This window comes from Citrobacter sp. Cpo037 (assembly GCF_030332945.1).
Classification (GTDB): Bacteria; Pseudomonadota; Gammaproteobacteria; order Enterobacterales; family Enterobacteriaceae; genus Citrobacter; species Citrobacter portucalensis.
Map to the genome: position 1 here is coordinate 12286 of NZ_JAOWGW010000079.1, position 23635 is coordinate 35920.

Annotated in this window: 16 protein-coding genes; 8 read left to right on the forward strand and 8 right to left on the reverse strand. The window is 53.3% G+C overall.

Annotation, left to right across the window (positions count from 1 at the left end; all coding sequences use genetic code 11):
• Positions 1–6: 6 nt before the first annotated feature.
• Positions 7–489 (forward strand): OmpA family protein, encoded by a 483-nt coding sequence (locus tag OGX94_RS20760; protein WP_003826447.1) that lies wholly within the window; start codon positions 7–9, stop codon positions 487–489.
• Between the two features lie 131 nt (positions 490–620).
• On the opposite strand, the gene rplS is transcribed toward OGX94_RS20760, so the two are convergent.
• The 5 genes from rplS to ffh all read right to left on the reverse strand — a co-directional run bounded on the left by rplS (position 621) and on the right by ffh (position 4246).
• On the reverse strand, positions 621–968 hold the full coding sequence (gene rplS / locus OGX94_RS20765; RefSeq protein WP_002914145.1) for a 50S ribosomal protein L19: 348 nt from the start codon (positions 966–968) through the stop codon (positions 621–623).
• Positions 969–1007: 39 nt separating this feature from the next.
• Positions 1008–1775, reverse strand: a complete 768-nt coding sequence (gene trmD, locus OGX94_RS20770) for a tRNA (guanosine(37)-N1)-methyltransferase TrmD (RefSeq protein WP_003826417.1) — start codon at positions 1773–1775, stop codon at positions 1008–1010.
• 44 nt (positions 1776–1819) lie between these two features.
• Entirely contained in the window at positions 1820–2368 is a 549-nt protein-coding gene (rimM, locus tag OGX94_RS20775; RefSeq protein WP_003031230.1) for a ribosome maturation factor RimM, read from the reverse strand.
• A gap of 18 nt (positions 2369–2386) precedes the next feature.
• Positions 2387–2635, reverse strand: coding sequence for a 30S ribosomal protein S16 (rpsP, locus tag OGX94_RS20780; RefSeq protein ID WP_003031228.1), 249 nt, complete (start codon positions 2633–2635; stop codon positions 2387–2389).
• A gap of 249 nt (positions 2636–2884) precedes the next feature.
• A complete protein-coding gene (ffh, locus tag OGX94_RS20785; protein WP_003031226.1) occupies positions 2885–4246 on the reverse strand; it encodes a signal recognition particle protein in 1362 nt (453 codons plus the stop codon).
• Positions 4247–4411: 165 nt separating this feature from the next.
• Between ffh and OGX94_RS20790 the strand changes: the two genes are divergently transcribed.
• Both OGX94_RS20790 and OGX94_RS20795 read left to right on the forward strand, forming a co-directional pair.
• Positions 4412–5203 (forward strand): cytochrome C assembly family protein, encoded by a 792-nt coding sequence (locus OGX94_RS20790; protein ID WP_003031224.1) that lies wholly within the window; start codon positions 4412–4414, stop codon positions 5201–5203.
• Between the two features lie 18 nt (positions 5204–5221).
• Positions 5222–6511, forward strand: coding sequence for an HlyC/CorC family transporter (locus tag OGX94_RS20795; RefSeq protein WP_003826409.1), 1290 nt, complete (start codon positions 5222–5224; stop codon positions 6509–6511).
• Between the two features lie 49 nt (positions 6512–6560).
• On the opposite strand, the gene grpE is transcribed toward OGX94_RS20795, so the two are convergent.
• Positions 6561–7154: a nucleotide exchange factor GrpE gene (grpE, locus tag OGX94_RS20800; protein ID WP_003826408.1), complete on the reverse strand. Its 594-nt coding sequence runs from the start codon at positions 7152–7154 to the stop codon at positions 6561–6563.
• A gap of 122 nt (positions 7155–7276) precedes the next feature.
• On the opposite strand from grpE, the gene nadK reads away from it, so the two are divergent.
• From nadK to bamE, 3 genes are all read left to right on the forward strand, one after another.
• Positions 7277–8155, forward strand: coding sequence for an NAD(+) kinase (gene nadK, locus OGX94_RS20805; protein WP_003826406.1), 879 nt, complete (start codon positions 7277–7279; stop codon positions 8153–8155).
• An 85-nt stretch (positions 8156–8240) separates the two neighbouring features.
• The gene (gene recN, locus OGX94_RS20810; protein WP_286569876.1) at positions 8241–9902 is read left to right on the forward strand and encodes a DNA repair protein RecN; all 1662 of its coding nucleotides are present in this window, start codon (positions 8241–8243) and stop codon (positions 9900–9902) included.
• Positions 9903–10051: 149 nt separating this feature from the next.
• Positions 10052–10396, forward strand: coding sequence for an outer membrane protein assembly factor BamE (gene bamE / locus OGX94_RS20815; RefSeq protein WP_003826401.1), 345 nt, complete (start codon positions 10052–10054; stop codon positions 10394–10396).
• Between the two features lie 49 nt (positions 10397–10445).
• On the opposite strand, the gene OGX94_RS20820 is transcribed toward bamE, so the two are convergent.
• A complete protein-coding gene (locus OGX94_RS20820) occupies positions 10446–10742 on the reverse strand; it encodes an RnfH family protein (protein ID WP_063941897.1) in 297 nt (98 codons plus the stop codon).
• A complete protein-coding gene (ratA, locus tag OGX94_RS20825; protein ID WP_003826396.1) occupies positions 10726–11169 on the reverse strand; it encodes a type II toxin-antitoxin system toxin RatA in 444 nt (147 codons plus the stop codon). The genes OGX94_RS20820 and ratA overlap by 17 nt, the downstream gene beginning before the upstream one ends.
• Positions 11170–11323: 154 nt before the next feature.
• Here ratA and smpB point away from each other — a divergent pair, with 154 nt between their 5' ends.
• Positions 11324–11806 carry an SsrA-binding protein SmpB gene (gene smpB, locus OGX94_RS20830; protein ID WP_003031211.1) on the forward strand — a complete coding sequence of 161 codons (483 nt, stop codon included), beginning with the start codon at positions 11324–11326 and terminating at the stop codon, positions 11804–11806.
• A 585-nt stretch (positions 11807–12391) separates the two neighbouring features.
• Positions 12392–23596 carry a BapA/Bap/LapF family large adhesin gene (locus OGX94_RS20835; RefSeq protein WP_286569878.1) on the forward strand — a complete coding sequence of 3735 codons (11205 nt, stop codon included), beginning with the start codon at positions 12392–12394 and terminating at the stop codon, positions 23594–23596.
• Positions 23597–23635 lie beyond the last annotated feature (39 nt).

A 23635-nucleotide genomic window follows, 5' to 3' on the forward strand; every position in this document is an offset into this window, starting at 1 on the left:
ACACACATGCTAAAACGTTTATTATCCCCGTTTCTTCTGCTTTTACTGATTCTGGCTGGCTGTCAGGCACCTCAGGGGAAATTTACCCCGGAGCAAATTGCAGCCATGAAATCATACGGATTTACTGAAGCATCAGGAGACTGGTCTCTCGGCCTGTCTGATACCATCCTGTTTGACAAAAATGACTATAAACTCCGTCCTGAAAGTGAAAAACAGATCAAGGAAATGGCATCCAAACTAGCAGCTACCGGGCTGAATCATGCTCGCCTGGATGGTCATACTGATAACTACGGCGAAGACAGCTACAACGAAGCTCTGTCACTCAAACGCGCTAATGTCGTTGCCGATGCCTGGGCGCAGGGCGCTAATATTCCTCGCACCAATCTGACTACTCAGGGACTCGGGAAGAAATATCCCATTGCGAGCAACCAGACATCAAAAGGTCGCGCTGAAAACCGCCGCGTGGCGGTCGTGATCACGACACCATAATCATCCCCCAACTGGCTGCGCGCCGCGCAGTCCTTCTATTGCCATAAAGCACAAAAGAGTAAACGTCGGGATAAAAAAAGGGCCAGCCTTTCGGCCAGCCCTTTTCTAACAGGATGTCGCTTGCGCGAATCTTAGTTAAGACGCTCTTTGATACGAGCAGACTTACCAGTGCGCTCACGCAGGTAGTACAGTTTAGCTTTACGAACGGCACCACGACGTTTAACAGCAATGCTGTCAACTACCGGAGAGTGAGTCTGGAAGACACGCTCAACGCCTTCGCCGTTGGAAATTTTACGAACAGTGAATGCAGAGTGCAGACCGCGGTTACGAATAGCGATAACCACGCCCTCGAATGCCTGCAGACGTTTTTTGGAACCTTCAACAACCCATACTTTCACTTCCACGGTATCACCCGGACGGAAGGAAGGTACGTCCTGCTTCATCTGTTCTTGTTCAAGTTGCTTAATAATGTTGCTCATAATTTAATCTCTTATCCTGGGTAAACTGATATTGGGGGCTTACGCCTGCCCATCATGTTTATGTTGCTGTTGTGCGTGTTCCGTTTTGAACTCCGCCAGCAACCTTGCTTGCTCTTCAGTCAGAGCCAGGTTTTCCAGAAGTTCAGGTCTTCTAAGCCAGGTCCGGCCCAGCGACTGCTTCAAACGCCAGCGACGTATCTCAGCGTGGTTCCCCGACAGTAACACTGCCGGTACTTCCATCTGCTCTAACACTTCAGGTCGGGTATAGTGCGGGCAATCCAGCAACCCATCAGCAAAAGAATCTTCGATTGCCGAAGCTTCATGACCCAGAACTCCCGGAATAAACCGAGAAACGGAGTCGATCAGCGTCATTGCCGGTAACTCACCACCGCTGAGTACGTAATCGCCGATTGACCATTCTTCGTCAATTTCGGTTTGAATCACGCGCTCATCTATTCCTTCATAGCGACCACATACCAGAATCAGCTTTTGATTCGTGGCCAGTTCGCTAACGCCCGCTTGATCAAGCTTGCGTCCCTGAGGTGACAGATAAATCACCTTTGCGCCTTCACCAGCCGCAGCTTTTGCTGCATGAATGGCGTCCCGTAAAGGTTGCACCATCATTAACATCCCCGGTCCGCCGCCGTAAGGACGATCGTCCACGGTACGGTGCCGGTCATGAGTAAAGTCACGAGGACTCCAGCTCTGGATGTTCAGCAGGCCATTTTTTACTGCCCGGCCAGTTACCCCGTAATCGGTAATTGCGCGGAACATTTCTGGAAACAGGCTAACGATACCTATAAACACAAGCCAATCCCCATAACGCCGACTTTTACCGTTTATCCGGTGGTTTAAAAACCAGGATCCCAATCTACTTCGATAGTACGAGTAGCGAGATCGACTTTCTTGATAACCTGCCCATCGAGGAACGGCACTAGACGTTCCTTGATACCAAACGCATCTTTCAGGTTTGCCTTGATGACGATGACGTCATTCGAACCGGTTTCCATCATATCGACGACTTTACCGAGATCGTAGCCTTCAGTAGTCACTACCTGGCAGCCCATAAGGTCTTTCCAGTAGTAGGAACCATCTTCCAGCGCTGGCAACTGCGAGGAATCCACGACAATTTCGCAATTAGTCAGTAGATTCGCCGAATCACGATCGTCAACGCCTTTCAGCTTGATGATCAGATCCTGATTGTGGTGCTTCCAGCTTTCCAGCTGTACTTGCTGCCACTGACCCGCCTTCTGGATAAACCAGGGCTGATAGTCAAAAATGCTTTCGGCGTCTTCAGTGGAAGAAAACACTCTGAGCCAACCACGGATACCGTAAGAAGACCCCATTTTCCCCAAAACGATGGGTTCCACAGGAGCCTGTGCGGCGAGTTGCTTGCTCATCATGACCACCGTGACAGATTAAGCTGCTTTGTTTGCTGCTTTGATCAGCGTAGCTACGCGATCAGAAATAGTCGCGCCCTGGCCAACCCAGTGAGCGATGCGATCCAGATCCAGGCGAGTGCCTTCTTCTTTTTCGCTAGCGATTGGGTTAAAGAAGCCAACGCGCTCGATGAAGCGACCGTTGCGTGCATTACGGCTGTCGGTAACAACAACCTGGTAGAACGGACGCTTTTTAGCGCCGTGACGAGCTAAACGAATAGTAACCATAACATCCTCTTGTGTGAATAAAACACCCAGGCCCCATCGAGGAACGGAGCCCGGGTGTCATATTAAAAGCCCGAAAATTTTACTGATTTCTGGGGAAAATGCAATCAGCAGTTGATAACTCTGCTATAAAAGGCCGTTGGCGGTGCCGTCAGTTCGGTGCCGGCGTGCGCGCAGCCACCGGAGCGTACACGCAGTACGTGAGGATGGCGAGCACACCCCGGTGCCGAAATGGCAAACAAGCCAGGCCGATTAGCGGCCTGGGAATCCAGGCGGCATCATCCCCTTCATACCACGCATCATCTTCGCCATTCCGCCCTTCTTCATTTTCTTCATCATGCGCTGCATGTCGTCGAACTGTTTCAGAAGGCGGTTTACGTCCTGAACCTGCATACCGCAACCGGCAGCGATACGGCGTTTACGGGAACCTTTGATAATTTCCGGCTTAGCGCGTTCTTTCATCGTCATCGAGTTGATGATGGCTTCCATACGCACCAGCACTTTATCGTCCATCTGCGATTTCACATTGTCAGGGATCTGACCCATGCCCGGCAGCTTGCCCATCAGGCTTGCCATACCGCCCATGTTTTTCATCTGGTTGAGCTGTTCAAGGAAATCGTTGAGATCGAAGCCATCGCCTTTTTTCAGCTTGCTGGCTAATTTTTCTGCCTGCGCGCGGTCAACCTTGCTTTCGATATCTTCGATCAGCGACAGCACGTCGCCCATGCCGAGAATGCGCGAAGCAATCCTGTCCGGATGGAACGGCTCCAGTGCTTCGGTTTTCTCGCCGACGCCGAGGAATTTAATCGGCTTACCGGTAATATGACGAATAGAGAGCGCCGCACCACCACGGGCATCACCATCAACTTTTGTCAGCACTACGCCGGTTAGCGGCAGCGCTTCGTTAAAGGCTTTTGCGGTATTCGCGGCATCCTGACCGGTCATGGCGTCGACCACAAACAGCGTTTCTACCGGTTTGATAGAAGCGTGGACCTGTTTGATTTCGTCCATCATCGCTTCGTCAACGTGCAGACGACCAGCGGTATCCACCAGCAGCACGTCGTAGAATTTGAGTTTGGCTTCTTTCAGCGCGGCGTTAACGATATCGACCGGCTTCTGGCCGACATCCGACGGGAAAAAGTCCACACCGACCTGCTCGGCCAGCGTTTCCAGCTGTTTAATCGCCGCCGGGCGATAAACGTCCGCAGAGACCACCAGCACTTTCTTCTTATGCTTCTCGCGCAGGAATTTACCCAGCTTACCGACGCTGGTCGTTTTACCCGCACCCTGCAGGCCCGCCATCAGCACCACGGCTGGCGGCTGTGCAGCCAGATTCAGGGTCTGGTTTTCTTCGCCCATTGCCGCAACCAGTTCGTTACGGACAATCTTGACGAACTCCTGACCCGGCGTCAGGCTTTTGTTAACTTCATGACCAACCGCTTTCTCTTTTACGCGATTGATAAACTCACGCACTACCGGCAGCGCTACGTCAGCCTCCAGCAGCGCCATGCGCACTTCGCGCAGCGTCTCTTTAACGTTGTCTTCAGTAAGGCGTCCACGGCCACTGATATTGCGCAGCGTGCGCGACAAACGATCGGTTAAATTATCAAACATTGTCTCTCGCCTGGGGTGGAAACGGTCGGTCGCGACAGCGACACATCAACAGAAATTTGTCGCAGTATAACATGAAGCCGCCTTTGTTGTTATGCAACGGTTGGAGCAGCGGTCACGTAACGCTATACTGCTTTTCTTTATCACTGGCCAACTGTCGACACCTATATGCCCGTTTTTGCTCTGCTCGCCCTTGTCGCCTACTCAGTCAGCCTCGCGCTGATTATTCCCGCACTGCTGCAAAAAAACAGCGGCTGGCGGCGTATGGCTATTCTTTCTGCGGTCGTTGCGCTGGTAAGCCATGCTATTGCCCTGGAAGCGCGTATCCTACCCGGCGGTGAAAGCGGACAAAACCTGAGTCTGTTGAACGTCGGCTCGCTGGTAAGCCTGATGATCTGTACGGTAATGACCATCGTCGCGTCCCGCAATCGTGGCTGGTTATTGCTGCCTATTGTCTACGCCTTTGCGCTGATAAACCTGGCCTTCGCTACGTTTATGCCTAACGAGTTCATCACTCATCTCGAAGCTACGCCGGGCATGATGATTCACATCGGGCTATCGCTGTTCGCTTACGCCACGCTGATTATCGCCGCACTCTATGCGCTACAGCTTGCGTGGATTGACTACCAGCTGAAAAACAAGAAACTGGCCTTCAGCAATGAGATGCCGCCACTGATGAGTATTGAGCGGAAAATGTTTCATATCACCCAAATTGGCGTGGTTCTGCTGACGCTCACCCTGTGCACTGGCCTGTTTTACATGCATAACCTGTTCAGTACCGAGAACATTGATAAAGCCGTTCTCTCTATCGTGGCATGGTTTGTCTATATCGTTCTGTTGTGGGGGCATTACCATGAAGGTTGGCGCGGACGTCGCGTCGTATGGTTTAACGTCGCAGGCGCAGGCATTCTGACGCTGGCCTATTTCGGCAGTCGCATCCTGCAGCAGTTCGTGAGTTAAATCTTTAAGGAATCCTACGTGGAACACATCTCCACCACCACGCTCATTGTCACGCTCCTCATCATGGTGGTCATTTCCGCCTATTTTTCCGGTTCTGAAACCGGAATGATGACCCTGAATCGCTATCGTCTACGTCATCGGGCCAAGCAGGGAAATCGACAGGCGAAACGCGTTGAAAAGTTACTTCGCAAGCCGGATCGCCTGATAAGCCTGGTGCTCATCGGTAATAATCTGGTGAATATTCTGGCCTCCGCGCTCGGCACCATTGTCGGTATGCGCCTGTATGGCGATGCGGGCGTCGCTATTGCCACCGGGGTACTGACGTTTGTGGTGCTGGTTTTTGCCGAAGTGCTGCCAAAGACGATTGCCGCGCTATATCCGGAAAAAGTCGCCTATCCGAGCAGCGTCCTGCTGGCTCCGCTGCAGATTCTGATGATGCCGTTAGTATGGCTACTCAACACCATCACGCGGCTGCTGATGCGCATGATGGGCATCAAAACGGATATCGTAGTGAGCGGTTCGCTGAGTAAAGATGAACTGCGAACGCTGGTGAATGAATCGCGCTCGCAAATCTCACGCCGTAACCAGGATATGCTGCTGTCAGTGCTGGATCTGGAAAAAGTCAGCGTCGATGACATCATGATCCCGCGTAATGAAATCATCGGCATTGATATTAACGATGACTGGAAATCAATCGTGCGTCAGCTTTCGCACTCTCCGCACGGTCGTATTGTGCTGTATCGCGACTCGCTCGACGACGCCATCAGCATGCTACGCGTACGTGAAGCCTGGCGATTGATGGCCGAGAAAAAAGAGTTCACCAAAGAGACCATGTTACGCGCCGCCGACGAAATTTATTACGTTCCGGAAGGCACACCGCTCAGCACCCAGCTCATTAAATTTCAGCGCAATAAGAAGAAAGTGGGCCTGGTCGTCAATGAATATGGCGATATTCAGGGACTGGTTACGGTCGAGGATATCCTGGAAGAGATTGTTGGTGACTTCACGACCTCAATGTCACCGACGCTTGCCGAAGAAGTCACGCCGCAGAATGACGGTTCGGTGATCATTGACGGTAGCGCCAACGTTCGTGAAATCAATAAGGCGTTTAACTGGCATCTGCCGGAAGATGACGCACGTACTGTGAACGGTATTATTCTTGAAGCGCTGGAAGAGATCCCGATTGCTGGCACACGTGTGCGTATTGGGCAGTACGATATCGATATTCTCGACGTGCAGGATAATATGATTAAACAGGTGCAGGTGTTGCCCGTCAAACCGCTGCGGGAAAGCGTATCGGACCAGTGAGAGTAATCCAGACCGGGTAGTGCATCAGCATTACCCGGTCTGAGGCTAATTAGCCTTTGGCTTTCGCCACAGAGACCATCGCCGCACGGATGGTACGTCCGTTCAGGGTATAGCCTTTCTGCATAACCATCAGCACATTACCGGCAGCAACGTCGTCAGACTCTACCATTGCAATCGCCTGGTGCACGTTCGGGTCCATCGGCACGTCGATATCCGCAACCACCTGTACGCCAAACTTCGCCACAACATCCAGCATTGACTTACGGGTCAGCTCAATACCTTCGACCATAGCCGCCATAGCGTCATTGTCTTTGTCCGCAACTTCCAGCGCACGGTCCAGGCTATCCAGCACCGGCAGCAGTTCGTTGACGAATTTTTCCAGTGCAAACTTATGCGCTTTTTCTACGTCCAGTTCGGTACGACGACGCAGGTTTTCCATTTCCGCTTTGATACGCAACACGCTGTCGCGCTCGCGCGTTTCGGCTTCAGCAAGCTGAGCTTCCAGATTCGCAATTTTTTCATCGCGCGGATCCACCTGCTCAGCAGAAGCGTCTGGTTCAACCGCCTCAACTTCTTCGTGCTGATCCATGATAATTTCTTCCGGGGCTTGCCCCTCAGGCGTTTTCTGTTCTTTACTACTCATGAATTTCTCCGCGTTTTTTTCGCATTCATCTCGCTAACTTGGCTTATTATGGGGATCAGATTCAGGGATTCAAGGGAAGTACTCACATTGTCACTAATCTTCGTTACAAGGACCTCGAGAAAATGAACAAACATTTCAAGTGTATTGGCATTGTGGGGCATCCACGTCACCCCACTGCACTGACCACACATGAAATGCTCTACCGTTGGCTGTGCGCCAAAGGTTATGAGGTTATCGTTGAGCAACAAATCGCCCACGAGCTGCAGCTGAAAAATGTGAAAACCGGTACGCTCGCAGAGATTGGCCAGCAGGCAGACCTCGCCGTGGTAGTCGGCGGCGACGGCAATATGCTGGGTGCCGCACGCACCCTGGCACGTTATGACATCAAGGTTATTGGCATTAACCGCGGTAATCTCGGTTTTCTGACCGACCTTGACCCAGACAATGCCCACCAACAGTTAGCTGACGTGCTGGAAGGCCACTACATCAGCGAAAAGCGCTTTTTACTTGAAGCCCAGGTGTGCCAACAGGATTGCCAGAAGCGTATTAGCACGGCGATCAATGAAGTTGTGTTGCACCCCGGAAAAGTGGCGCACATGATTGAATTTGAAGTCTATATCGATGAAATTTTTGCCTTCTCCCAGCGCTCGGACGGCTTGATTATTTCCACACCGACCGGCTCTACCGCCTACTCGCTCTCTGCCGGAGGTCCGATCCTGACGCCTTCGCTGGATGCTATTACGCTGGTCCCGATGTTCCCGCATACGCTTTCCGCGCGACCGCTGGTGATCAACAGTAGCAGCACCATTCGCCTGCGCTTCTCTCATCGCCGTAACGATCTGGAAATCAGTTGCGACAGCCAGATCGCCCTGCCTATACAGGAAGGTGAAGACGTATTAATTCGCCGCTGTGATTATCATCTAAACCTGATACACCCAAAAGATTACAGCTATTTCAACACATTAAGCACTAAACTAGGCTGGTCAAAAAAATTATTCTAATTTAACGCCAACCTCTTTACTGTATAAAAAACCAGTTTATACTGTATGTAATTACAGTTATGGTTTTTCATACAGGAAAACAGCTATGTTGGCACAACTGACCATCAGCAATTTTGCTATCGTTCGTGAACTTGAGATCGATTTCCAGAACGGAATGACCGTTATTACCGGTGAAACCGGTGCGGGTAAGTCCATTGCCATTGATGCTCTCGGTTTGTGCCTGGGCGGACGCGCAGACGCCGACATGGTACGTGCAGGCGCCACGCGAGCCGACCTCTGCGCGCGATTCGCCTTAAAAGACACCCCCGCGGCTCTGCGCTGGCTGGAAGAAAACCAGCTTGAGGAAGGCCGTGAATGTTTGCTGCGTCGTGTTATCAGCAGCGACGGACGTTCACGCGGCTTCATTAACGGCACTGCCGTACCGTTGTCACAGCTGCGCGAGCTGGGCCAGTTGCTTATTCAAATCCACGGTCAGCATGCGCATCAGCTCCTGACAAAATCAGAACACCAAAAGTCTCTGCTGGATAGTTACGCCAATGAAGCGTCCCTGACTCAGGAAATGGCTGCGCGCTACCAGCTGTGGCACCAAAGCTGTCGTGATCTGGCGCATCATCAACAACAAAGTCAGGAACGCGCAGCCCGGGCGGAACTGTTGCAATACCAGTTAAAGGAACTGAACGAATTCAACCCGCAGCCGGGTGAATTTGAGCAAATTGATGAAGAGTACAAGCGTCTGGCTAACAGCGGGCAATTGCTCACCACCAGCCAACAGGCGCTGGCTATCCTGGCGGATGGCGAAGACATCAACCTGCAAAGCCAACTGTACACCGCAAAGCACCTGGTCACTGAACTGGCAGGCATGGACGGCAAACTTTCCGGTATCCTGGATATGCTGGAAGAGGCCACTATCCAGCTCAGCGAAGCCAGCGACGAGCTGCGCCACTATTGCGATCGTCTGGATTTGGACCCTAACCGTTTGTTCGAACTTGAACAGCGTATTTCCAAACAAATCTCATTGGCCCGCAAGCATCATGTTGCCCCTGAAGCGCTGCCACAGTTCTATCAGTCATTGCTGGATGAACAACAGCAGTTAGACGATCAGGCCGACTCGCTCGAAACCTTAACCCTGGCGGTGAATAATCACCACCAGCAGGCTCTGGAAACGGCAAAAATGCTGCACAAACAGCGCCAGCATTATGCTCAGGAACTGGGACAACTGATTACAGAGAGCATGCATACTCTCTCAATGCCGCACGGTGTCTTTTGCATTGATGTGAAATTTGAGGAACATCATTTGAGCGCAGACGGTGCCGATCGCGTAGAGTTTAAAGTGACCACTAACCCAGGCCAGCCGTTGCAGCCGATTGCGAAAGTGGCTTCAGGTGGGGAACTGTCGCGCATTGCGCTGGCTATTCAGGTTATTACCGCACGCAAAATGGAAACACCTGCGCTGATTTTCGATGAAGTGGATGTCGGTATCAGCGGCCCGACTGCTGCGGTAGTGGGAAAAATGCTGCGTCAGTTGGGCGAGTCAACTCAGGTAATGTGTGTTACTCACCTGCCGCAGGTTGCTGGCTGTGGCCATCAACACTTCTACGTCAGCAAAGAAACGGATGGCGCGATGACCGAAACACACATGCAGCCGCTTGATAAACGCGCTCGCCTGCAGGAATTAGCCCGCCTGCTTGGCGGTAGCGAAGTAACGCGCAATACCCTCGCAAATGCAAAAGAACTGCTGGCGGCATAAACTTTTTTACCTTGTTAAGGTCTGAGTTCAACATAAAATCGCCGACCGACCCGACAGCAAAAGGTTTTAAAGTGGTGAAAGGTCTATTATCATCGGCATATTACATATGAGCCGCGTACTGCTCGGGCCCGAAAAGGAATCAAATCACTATGCGCTGTAAAACGCTGACTGCTGCTGCAGCAGTACTACTGATGTTGACTGCAGGCTGTTCCACTCTGGAGCGAGTGGTTTACCGCCCTGACATCAACCAGGGAAATTATCTGACACCTACCGATGTCGCCAAAGTGCGCACGGGTATGACGCAACAGCAGGTTGCTTATGCTCTGGGTACACCAATGATGTCCGATCCTTTTGGCACTAACACCTGGTTTTATGTGTTCCGTCAGCAACCTGGTCATGAAGGCGTAACCCAGCAAACACTGACGCTAACCTTTAACAGCAGCGGCGTTTTGACCAACATTGATAACAAACCTGCTTTGACCGACAACAAGTAGGTTTGATAGATCAAAAAAGGTGCTCAATGAGCACCTTTTTTATTGTCTGCTATTTTTTAGCGGATTTCTCTGCTCGCTGTCTACGCAGCTCTTTCGGATCAGCAATCAGTGGCCGGTAGATTTCCACCCTGTCACCGTCCTGCAGAACATCAGCAAGCTTTACCGGACGGCTGTAAATGCCCACTTTATTTGTGCTGAGATCGATATCGGTACGCAATTCCAGCAGCCCGGAAGCGCGGATAGCCTCTTCCACCGTAGCACCCTGTTGCAGCGTTACACGCTGTAGATACTGTTTCTCGGGCAGCGCATACGCCACTTCAACGACAATTTTAGCTGACGCTGACACTGTAAACCTCTTTCGCGCGAACCGTGAAGGCCTGCACCATGTTTGAAGCCAGCTCTTTAAAGATACGACCAAACGCCAGCTCGATTAATTTATTGGTGAACTCAAAATCGAGATGAAATTCAATGCGGCACGCTTCATGACTCAGTGGCGTAAACTTCCATCCGCCAATGAGTTTCTTGAACGGTCCGTCGACCAGATGCATCAGGATGCTCTGGTTACTGGTCAGTTGATTGCGCGTAGTGAACGTTTTGCTGATCCCTGCTTTCGAGACATCCACCGCCGCTGTCATCTGTCCCGGAGTTGACTCCAGCACACGGCTACCGGTGCAACCCGGTAAAAACTGGGGATAGGATTTAACATCATTCACTAGCTGATACATCTGTTCCGCACTGTAAGGTACTAAAGCGGTCCGGCTAATCTGAGGCATAACAATTTCCATCAATATCAATCACACAAATAATACCATTTATCCCCCGCTAAAAAAAACGCTATAGCCTAACTCGTGCTAAGATAGCGCCTTGCGCCCCGCTGGATGAAATGGGGTGTTTTTCGATTCCAGATTACCTATACTGAGCGGCATTATGACGAAGAAAAAAGCACACAAACCTGGCTCAGCCACAATCGCGCTGAACAAGCGCGCACGACACGAATACTTTATTGAAGAAGAGTTCGAAGCAGGACTCGCTCTGCAAGGTTGGGAAGTCAAATCCCTGCGCGCGGGTAAAGCTAACATCGGCGACAGCTACGTCATCCTTAAAGACGGCGAAGCGTTCCTGTTTGGCGCCAACTTCACACCGATGGCTGTTGCCTCAACGCATGTGGTATGTGATCCCACCCGTACCCGTAAGCTGTTGTTAAACCAGCGTGAACTCGACTCCCTGTATGGTCGTATGAATCGTGACGGTTATACCGTCGTTGCGCTTTCACTGTACTGGAAAAATGCCTGGTGCAAAGTGAAAATTGGCGTCGCAAAAGGTAAGAAACAGCACGACAAGCGCTCCGATGTGAAAGAACGCGAATGGCAGTTAGATAAAGCACGTATTATGAAAAATGCTGGTCGCTAATCGCTACTCCCCTATGACCAGTCTCTCATCCTGAGACTGGTTCTTATTTTTTAGTTATTGAAACCCACCTAATACATTCATCGAGTTTATGGTTTATTTGAGCTGAATCGTTCAGGTATAAAATAAACTTCCCTGGCATTACCGTAGCACTCCATAGTCTAATAAAATAAAACTTCAAGACCATACCACCTGTATTTAAACTTATTTAATAACACTATTATTACTGTTGTTTATTATATCACCACCTCATTTCAGTTAAATCACAAACCCTTTAAATACAATAAATTAACTAAAAAACCAACCATTAAATACGCACCGGAAAGTATCCTTTTCAATAAGCCAAATATATTTTTAATATGGATAAGTTGCAGAATACTTTCTTTCTGACTATATCATCTAATACGAAAGAACTATTCAACCGACAGGTCCCGAACGTATTTGATAAGTAAACGAACATCTGTATGACCTAATCAATGTAATTACATGTCTAAATTCATCTTTATGATGAACGGGACCCCTGTCTGCTCATTTTCCCAGCGCGCTGTTGCGGATTAATACTCCCGACATGCCATCAGGAGTGAACATATGCGTCTACTCGCCGTTGTATCAAAATTAACTGGCGTTTCCACAAATGTTGAATCCTCTGAAGTTACGCTCAGTTCGCCTTCTATCGTGAAACTGTCGGTGTCGCGTGAGGAGGTGAGTCAACTGACACGCGTTAATCAGGATCTGGTTGTCACACTCCGCTCAGGTGAAACCATCACCATTAAGAACTTCTACGTCGGAAAAGGTGATGCGCAAAACCAGCTTGTTCTGGAAGACAGTAATGGTGCGCTGTGGTGGGTTCAGGATACTGATGGGGCATTCCATTTCCAGCATTTGGACGATCTCACTCCACTAATGACTGCCGAGGGAAGCCATGAAGGCGGCGCCGTCTGGCCGTGGGTTCTTGGTGGGATCGCGGTCGCAGGCGGAATTGGCCTCGCCGCAGGTGGCGGCGGCGGCGGCGGTGGGAGTGATAATAACGCCGGAAACGGAAATGGCGGAAATGGCGGAAATGGCGGAAATGGCAACGGTAATAATGGGGATGGCGGCTCACCGCCAACAACAACCCCTAACATGCCTGACGTACCCGCTATCACCAGCATAATCGATAACCAGGAGCTGATTACTGGTCCTGTTAATCAGCAGGAATCCACCAACGATAATACGCCCACTCTCCAGGGCACCGGCCCCGCAAATGCCACATTGCATATTTTTGATAACGGCGTCGAAATCGGCCAGGTCACTATAGATGCCAACGGCAACTGGTCGTTTACGCCATCCTCTCCGCTCGCAGACGGTACCCACAAGTTTACCGTCAGTGCATCAGACGGTACGGGCAGCAGCGACATGTCGGACAGTTGGGAGATTATTGTCGATACGCTTGCCCCCGACGCCCCTGTAGTCACAGAAGTAACTGACGATTCAGGTTCCATTAAAGGCTTGATAGGTAATAACGGCATAACCGACGATGCCACTCCAACACTCACAGGCACTGGTGAGGCGGGCTCTTACATCAGTATTTCTGATAATGGCATTCTGATTGGCATGGTTCAGGTGGATGACAATGGTAACTGGACGTTTACACCGGATACACCGCTTAGCGACGGTGTTCACAATCTGACGCTGACGCAAACTGACGATGCGGGTAACGTGAGCACGGAAACGAGTGTACCGACATTCACCGTTGATACCACCCCGCCTGAAGGCGCGGTCATTTCCTCCGTAAACCTGCAAGGCACCGAGGTAACCGGTAGTGCAGAGGTGGGAAGCCAGGTCATTATCATCGGTAGTAATAATCAGGTTTTGGGTTCAACTACCGTTGATCAAACCGGCAATTTCGTCATCGCGATTTCACCTTCACAGACGCACGGTGAAGCGCTGATCGCGAAGATTCAGGACCAGGCAGGCAACGTCGGGCCAGATACCTCCTTCAATGCCACTAACTCTGGCTACCCGGGCGTACCCGTTATCATCAGCATTGTGGATGATGTTACCCCCTCAACTGGACCATTGAACAATAATCAGGCCACCAACGACCCAACGCCTACGATCTCGGGTACCGCAGACGCCAACAGCACGGTTAACATTTATAACAACGGTGCGCTTGTTGTAAGCGTGCTTGCCGATTCCAGCGGCAACTGGACCTGGACCTCCAACACCAACTTGCAGGACGACTCATACTCCTTCACCACCACAGCAACCAACCACCTGGGCACGGGAGGAACGTCAGCGGCATTCAATATCACTATCGATACTCAGCCACCGTCAGCGCCGGACGATCTGAACGTATCTGCCGACGGCTCTGTCGTCACCGGTACAGCCGAACCAGGAAGTACCGTGACCATCAATAATAACGGTCTTCAGATCGGCAGCGGCGTCGCCGGAACGGATGGCTCATTTACCATTACCATTGACCCGCCACAGACCAATGGTGAAACCATTACCGCTATTGCCACCGATCCCGCCGGGAACCCAAGCCAACCGGAAACCGCGCTCGCGCCAGACATCACAGCACCACAACCGCCAGCTAATCTGGTGATTAATCCTACAGGCGATCAGGTTACCGGCATGGCGGAACCCAACAGTACGGTACATATTCTGGATCCTGGTGGCGCGATAATTGGAACAGCAACCGCCGGCTCGAACGGAGAATTCACCGCCACGCTGGTTCCGCCGCAGACCAACGGAGAACATCTTGTCGCCAACGCGACGGATGCGGCTGGCAATACCAGCGGCAACAGCGCGATTACCGCCCCGGATACCACGGCACCTGACGCGCCTACCGGCGTCATCGTCGCCGGGGACGGTGGTTCTGTAAGCGGACATGCTGAAGCGGGAAGCTCCGTCACCGTAAAAGACAGCAATGGTAATCAGATCGGCACAGGCCAGGCAGACAGCGGCGGCAACTTCACGGTGTCGATTACGCCGTCGAAAATGAACGGCGAAACGGTAAAAGTTACCGCAACGGACAGCAGCAATAACGAGAGTCAGCCAACTTCCGCGGTGGCTCCGGATATTACCGCCCCCGGAACACCCATCATCACCGCCGTGACGGATGACCAGCCCATGTACCAGGGCCCTCTCAAAAACGGCGATGTGACCAACGATAGCAAACCTAAGCTGGAAGGCACCGCCGAAGCAGGTTCTCAGGTCAAAATTTACGATAACGGCACCCTGCTGACGACCGTTGTCGCTGATATCAACGGTAACTGGAACTATACGCCAGTCTCGGCGCTAAGCGAGGGCGCTCACATCTTCACGGTGACAGCCACAGACGCCGCGAATAACACCAGCAGCGCGGCAAGCTGGAAAATAATTGTCGATACCATTGCGCCAACTGTTCCAGTGATAACGTTGGTTAACGATGACGTTGGCAGCATTACGGGCAGCGTTGCAAATAACGGTTGGGTCACCAACGACAATACGCCAACCATCTCGGGTACCGGTGAGCCAGGTTCACTGGTGAACCTGTACGATGGCATTCAGTTATTGACGGTTATTCTTGTCGACAGCTCGGGTACCTGGAGTTATACCGTTCCGGGGAATCAGGTGCTCAGCGATCGCACCCATCAGTTTACGGTATCGGCAACTGATGCCGCCGGTAATGTCATCACCTCACCCACAGTGGTCAGCGTTACCGTAGATACCCAACCGCCAGGCGATCCTGTCATTTTGGCTGCTACCGACGACGTTGGGAATGCACCGATCGATCTGCCTACCGGAAGCCGTTCAAACGATACCTTGCCAGAGCTGAAAGGAACCGGAACAGACGGTTCTAAGATCACTCTCTATGATGGAACTACGCCAATTGGAAGCACGACTGTTTTGCCCGGAGGCACCTGGAGTATTCAACTCGACCAACCGCTCAGTGAAGGCTCACACAATTTATCCGCTATTGCCACGGACGTTGCAGGCAACGCCAGTAATGCCGGGACCTTTACGCTAACGATTGATACCACCCCACCAGCAGCCCCAGTTATCAGCTCCGCAGAAGGTCTGATTGGGACAAATCTACAAACGCTGAGTAACGGCAGCAGTACCAAGAGCTTAAATCCCGAACTCTCCGGAACCGGCGAGCCCGGCGCGAAGATTACGATTTATGATAATGGCGGTTCCATTGGCACCGTCACCGTACAGCCAGACGGCACCTGGACATTTACCCCAACCTCACTCGCCGACGGACCGCACAAATTCACCGCTACAGCGACTGATGTTGCAGGCAACACGGGGATCCCATCAGCCAGCTTTACCCTGACGGTAGACAACACACCTCCCGCACAACCAGCCGCGCCAATCATTACCGACGATGTGGCTCCGGTAACAGGTGTGGTCACTAACGGCAACACCAACGATACCACGCCAACCTTTAGCGGCACGGGAAACGTCGGGGATTTGATTACCATTTATCTGAACGGCACTCCCCCTTTGCAGGGAACGACAACAGTAGGTGCAGACGGAACCTGGAGCTTTACTCCGCCAGCACCGGTTACTCCAGGTACTTACCAGGTAACCCTCACCGCAACCGATCCGGCAGGCAACGTCAGCCAGCCATCAACAGCTATAACACTGAACATCGACACGACGCCGTCTGCGCCGCCGGTGATTATCGCCGCCAATGATAACGTCGGCGATATCATGGGTGACCTTGCGCCCAACGCCGTGACCGATGACACCACGCCAACCATTCGTGGTACAGGTGTCAATGGAGACATCATCACTCTGTATAACGGCGGTACGGTGATCGGCACTGCAACGGTGGCAGGCGGTACCTGGAGTATTACCCCCGGGACTGCGCTGGCAAACGGAAACTACACATTAAGCGCTACCGCAACTGACCCCGCAGGTAACGTCAGCGACAATTCAAACAGCATTTCGTTTACGGTTAACAACACGAAGTTAACGTTGCCGCAGGTCACGGATATCCAGGATAACGTTGGCGTCTTTACCGGTTCGCTAACCAGCGGCAGCGTCACGGACGATACAACGCCAACCATTAGCGGTACCGGCACACCGGGCAGTACGATTTTGATTTTCGATGGTAACAATCCCATCGCCATTGCGACAGCTATCGTTGCTGCTAACGGCAGTTGGAGTGTGGATGTCCCCCTCACGCCCAATGTCACTCACACACTGACTTTCGGCGCCGTGGATGACGCAGGTAACTCACTGACAGCAGATAACCCGCTGACGTTGATTGTCGATACCCTGCCGCCTGCAACGCCTACGGTTACCAGCGTAGACCCGAAAGGTACGCTGGTTAGCGGCTCTGCCGATCCAGGCAGTACCGTCATCATTCGCAGCGGTACCACGATCCTCGGCCAAGGGATCGCAGACGGTTCAGGTAACTTCGCTGTCACAATTTCGCCAGCACAAACAACCGGTCAGGCGCTCAACGCCATCGCTCAGGATCCCGCTGGAAATCAAAGCGATCCGACAACGTTTAACGCTGCAACCTCCAGCGTTCCTCATCCACCAACGCTTGAGATCGTTGATGACATTGCACCCATCATGGGGGTAATTGGCAACGGTAAAACTACCAATGACACATTACCGTTGCTGCAAGGGACGGCCACAGCAGGGGCGACTGTTAATATTTATATAAATGGCACATTGCTCCCCATCACGGTAACTGCCGATGCCGTGTCTGGCGCATGGAGTTATCAGTTACCCGACCCACTGACTAATGGCGTAACCTATAACTTCACTGTGGCGCAAACCGTCAATGGCATACTGAGCGGTCAGTCACCCAACTACGCTATCACCATCGACACGACGGCACCGCAAGCGCCAACGATCACCAGCATTATCGACGATGTTGCCCCCGGAACTGGATCGTTGGATAAAGGGCAAATTACAAATGATTCACGTCCGACGCTCAACGGAACTGGCGAACCCGGGGCAACCATTACCCTCTACGATAACGGTATCGCTTATGCCACAACGACCGTAAACAGTAACGGATTCTGGAGCTTTACCCCGACAGCACCGCTGGGAGAAGGCGATCATCTCTTTACCGCCCGCGCAACGGACGCCGCTGGCAACCAGGGAGATCCATCCAGTGATTTCCGGATCATTGTCGATACCCTGGTACCGAATGCGCCATCTATTGTGACGGTCACGGACAACGTTGGTACGATCCAGCCCCTGACCTCCGGGCAGTTGACCAATGATAATACCCCAACGCTTGCTGGCGTTACCGAGGCGGATTCGGTTGTTACCATCCGCGATAATGGCACGGTAATCGGCACAACCACCAGCGACGAAAATGGCAACTGGAGCTTTACGCCTGTCCCTGCTCTCGGAGAAGGAAGCCACTCGCTGACTGCCAGCGTTACAGATAACGCGGGTAACATTAGCCCGACAACGCCACCATTTGTGGTCGTCGTCGACACGCTGGCGCCAGCCACACCGAGCATTACCTCAGTAATTGACGATCAGCCCGGCAATACCGCGCTGACCAACGGACAGCTTACAAACGATGCGCAGCCTACCCTGAACGGCAAAGGCGAGATTGGCGCCATCATCACGATCCGTGATAACGGCGCTGAAATAGGTACAACTCAGGTGGACGAGTCAGGTAACTGGAGCTTCACTCCGGATGCTCCACTGGGACAGGGGCAACATATTTTCACCGTCGTTGCCACAGATCAGGCGGGGAACACAGGCGGAGTATCATCATCGTTTACTATTGAGCTGGACTCTATTGCCCCGTCTGCACCGGTAATTCTGACCGTTCAGGACAATACCGCGCCGACAACCGGGCCAATCTCCAATGGGCAAATCAGCAACGAAAGTCGCCCGGCGCTCAGCGGTACCGGTGAAATTGGCGCGACGATTACCGTCCTGAGCGATGGTCAGGCCATTGGCACCACCATCGTCGGCGCAGGCGGAAGCTGGAGTTTTACACCCTCCGCGGCATTGGGTAACGGCCAGCATACTCTGACCGTCACGGCTACAGATAGCGCAGGCAATACCAGCCTGCCTTCTGGTGGCTTTACCTACACTGTCGATACTCTGGCACCGACAGCGCCAGTGATTACTCAGGTTGCGGATGATGTCGGCCCACTGATTGGAAATCTGAACAACGGTCAGGCCACGAACGATCCACTCCCGACGCTTAGCGGTACGGCAGAAGCCAATTCCACGGTGAAAATTTACGATAACGGAGCGCTGATCGGATCTGCTCCTGTAGATGGTACGGGCGCCTGGAGCTTCACACCGGGAACCCAACTTAGCAACGGTAACCACGCGCTGACGGTAACAGCCACCGACGCGGCCGGAAACGTCAGCCCGACATCTGCAGGATTTAACATCGTTGTTGATACCGTCGCCCCGCTTGCGCCAACGATTATCCAGGCGTTTGATGACGTGCAGCCGGGAACCGGAACGCTATCGAACGGAGCCTCTACCAACGACACCCGCCCCGTACTCAGCGGCTCAGCGGAAGCCGGTGCCCGGGTAGCCATCTACGATAATGGCGCGCTGCTGGCAACGGTGACTGCGACAATAGACGGCACCTGGGAATATCTGACCACCACACTTGGCAACGGTCAGCATGTGTTTACCGCCATCGCCACCGACGCCGCCGGGAACGTGAGTCCTGTCTCAGGCGGGTTTACGATTAATGTCGACACCATTGCACCATCCGTCCCGTTGCTGGTCTCTGTGGTGGATGATATCGCAGGCGGCGTGTTCAATGCAGCGCTCAGCAACGGACAGCTGACCAACGATGCACGTCCGACGCTGAACGGCACCGCCGAGGCAGGCAGCACTATCAGCATCTATGACGGAAGCACCCTGTTGGGTACCGCGCTGGTGCAAAGCAATAACAGTTGGTCGTTTACCCCAACCACACCGCTGGCAAATGGATCGCACTCCTTCACCGTCACCGCCACCGATGCGGCGGGCAACACAAGCGGCGCGACGGCAGGCTTTAGCGTGGTGGTTGACACCACGGCGCCGACGCAGCCTTCAATCAGCAGCATTATTGACGATGTCGGGCCAAACACCGGGCCGATTGGCAGCAATCAGCCGACCAATGACGCGCGCCCAACGTTAAACGGCATCACGGAAGCCAACGCGCGAGTTGATATTTATGATAACGGCAGCTTTGTCACCAGCGTAACGGCGGACGGCAGCGGCAACTGGAGCTACACCCCGACTACCGCGCTGGCACAAGGTACCCACTCGTTTACCATCACTGCAACGGACAGTGCGGGTAATACCAGTGGCATATCGTCTGCGGCAGCGATCGTGGTCGATACCGTTGCCCCGGGTATCCCAACCGGGCTGGCGGTAAACGCCAACGGCACCGCGCTCACCGGCGTTGCCGAGCCAAACAGCACGGTCATTATTACCTCCAGCGGAGGAACGGTGCTCGGCACGGCAACCGCCAACGCCTCCGGTAATTTCACCTTCACTCTGAACCCACCGCAAATCAGTGGGCAAACTCTGCTGGTCAGCGCACAGGATGCCGCAGGCAACATCAGTACGGCGGGTAACGTGCTGGCACCGTTTACCGGCGTACCACCTGCGCCTGTTATTGCCAGCGTGCTCGATGACGTCGGCACTATCATGGGACCCGTCGCTCCCGGTAAAACCACCAATGACACCCTGCCAACGCTCAGCGGAACGGCGCAGGCTAACGCCGTCATCAATCTGTACAACAACGGCGTGCTAATGGGCTTCACGACCGCAGACGGTAACGGGATCTGGAGCTTTACCCCATCCGGTGCACTCAGCGAAGGTAACCATGCGTTTACCGCCACGGCAACCAACGCCAACGGCGCAAGTGGGTTGTCCGGTTCGTTCAGCGTAATTGTGGACACCACACCACCGACCGCGCCAACGATCCTGATCAGCGCCGATGGCGGTACCGTCAGCGGCGTCGCCGAAGCGGGAAGCACCGTCACCATTTCTCTGCCCGGCGGCACCAGCGTGACGGCAATCGCCAACAGCAGCGGTGTCTACAGTGTCAACCTGCCGGTTCGCCAGATTGAAGGGCAGTCGCTGTCCGCCACGGCGACCGATGCGGCGGGAAATACCTCATCGCCGACAAACGCTCTCGCACCAGTATTGCCGCTGCTGGCTGAAGACAATGTCACCAGCCTGCCGCTACAAACCGATGTCACCGTCAGCACCGAGCATCAAAGCGATTATGGTTTCCTGTTGGTCAATGCGCTGGGAAATGTCGCCAACGTGCTGGGGAACGATACGGCAAGCGTGAATTTCAGCATCGCCTCTGGCGGCAGCGGATCCATTACGATCAATGCCGCTGCAACCGGCGTGGTGCTGTCGCTTTTAAACACGCTTGAAGTCGTCATCCAGCGCTTTGACACCGCGCTGAATACCTGGGTGACAGTGGTGGATACCGGGAAACCAAACTTTGCCAGCCTGCTTACCCTGGGCGCCTCGGGCGTAACGCTCAATTACAGCGGACTGACTGGCGGTGATTACCGCGTGGTCAGCTACAACACCAACCTGCTGGCGACCGGGGCATACACCAGCCTTGATGTCTCAGTGGTAAAAGCCAGCGCAGGGACCATCACCGGCGGTACCACGGAATCCGGGAATATCATCACCGATACCGATCCCGCCAACGGGCAGGATAATGCCCCTTCCGGCACGCTGGTCACCGCCATCACCGACGGTAACGGCAACGTCGTGAACATCCCGGCGGGCGGCATTGATGTGCAGGGGAAATACGGCATCCTGCATATCAATCAGAACGGTAGTTACACCTATACCCTGACCAATACGTCAATCTCGGTGTATGGCCGTTCCGAAAGTTTCACCTACACGCTGACGCATGGCAGCGATCACTCCTCGGCAAAACTGGTGGTAACGCTCGGTCAGGCGCCCACCACCAGTACGGTAACCGCGGCAGACGATGTGGCTGCGCTGACTTACGGGACGCAGGTCATCGCGGTTGATCATGGCACATCACAGCAAACCGGCTTCACCCTCGCCAACGTCGGACTGGGCAATGTGCTGGATGTCAGTCTGGTTAACGGTTTAACCAATCCGATCAAATTTAATGTGGATGATGGCGCAACCCGCACGCTGACCGTCAAGGCCAGCGTTCTCGGCGTCACGGTTGGCGGTTTTGATCTCTATGTTTATCGCTTCAACGAGTCCATTCAGCAGTATGAGCAGTTCCGCGTGAAGCCCAACTGGGTCACGGCGCTGCTAGGAGGTAGCTCAACGGATTACACCATCACCCTGCCTGGCGGTGACTATCTGTTCCTGCTTAACGCCTCCGGCGGTCTGACGCTGCTGACCAGCTATACCCTGAATATCCAGGCCGATCACACCTACGCCGTCGACAGCCTGAGTGCGACAACCAATGGAAACCTGCTGGTCAACGACTCGGCTCCGGCCAATACCGTTATCACCGAAGTTAACGGTGTCACCGTAAACGGAACGGGTACAACCACCATTAACGGGCAGTACGGCACGCTGACTATTGATGCGAAAGGGAACTACACCTACACGCTGAGAAGCGGACTGGGCGCAGACGGTATCAATACGCCGGACAGTTTCGTCTATAAGGTCAAAGCGCCAAACGGCGATACCGGCAGTGCATCGCTGAATATCAAACCAACACCGCAGGCGCTGGATGCAGTAAATGACGTCAGCAGCACGATGGCGGTCACCACCCAGGCGGATACTTCCCGGTCGTTTACCGACGACAGCGTCGGGAACGCCAGCTGGAGTGCCCAACTCCTTTCACCCACCTCAAAAAGTGGTACTGGCGTCATTGAAATCGCTACGGGAACGGCGGTGCAAAACGCCATACTGCATTTTAACGTCGCGTCAGGTCTGACGCTGGGCGGGCTGACCGTCACCTGGGCGCTGTATGACAGCAACAACATCAAGATTGCCGGTAACTCTTTCAATGGCGGATTGCTGGTTGGCGGCAATATCGATATAGCCTTGAGCGGGATCGTACTGCACCCCGGCAACTATCGCCTCGACTATACCGGAAGCGTCGGGGGGCTGGGGCTGGGGAATATCACCATCACCCCCAGCGTGAAAGGCACGATAATCGACCTGCAAAACTTCGAGACTTCCACAGCGAACAGCGTCACCGGCAATATTTATGACGGAGACCATATTGCCAGCGTGCATACCTTGCTGACGGTGAACGGCACGGGCGGCAGTACCGCCACGCTTGATCCGCTGAGTAGCACGACCAGCGCCATCATTAACGGGTTGTACGGCAAACTGACCATTGGCATTGATGGTCATTACACCTATGCCCTCAACAGCGATGTCTCGCTCTCCACCATCGTCACCAAAGAGACATTTACCTACACCCTTAACGACCAGAATGGCCATACCGATACCGCTACGCTGGCCATCAATATGAATCCGCAAGTGGTGAGTACCGTCGATGCCGATCGCCTGACTGGCAGCGCCTACGGCGATACGCTGATTTATCACCTGCTCAACGCCAACGACGCTACCGGCGGCAACATTAGCAATGGTGCTACCGATACCTGGACCAACTTCTCGCTGGCCCAGGGTGACAAAATCGATATCGGCGACCTGCTGGTGGGCTGGAACGGGCAGAACGCTACGCTCGGCAACTACCTCACCGTAACCACCAGCGGTAACAACACGGTGATTGCCATCGACCGCGACGGTACGGGCAACACATATCACTCAACCAATCTCATAACGCTGGAGAACGTACACACCACGCTCGATGAGCTGGTGCAACAAAATCACATCGTACCCTGACGTTAACGCAATGCGTTAAAGCGCCATAACTACAGCCCC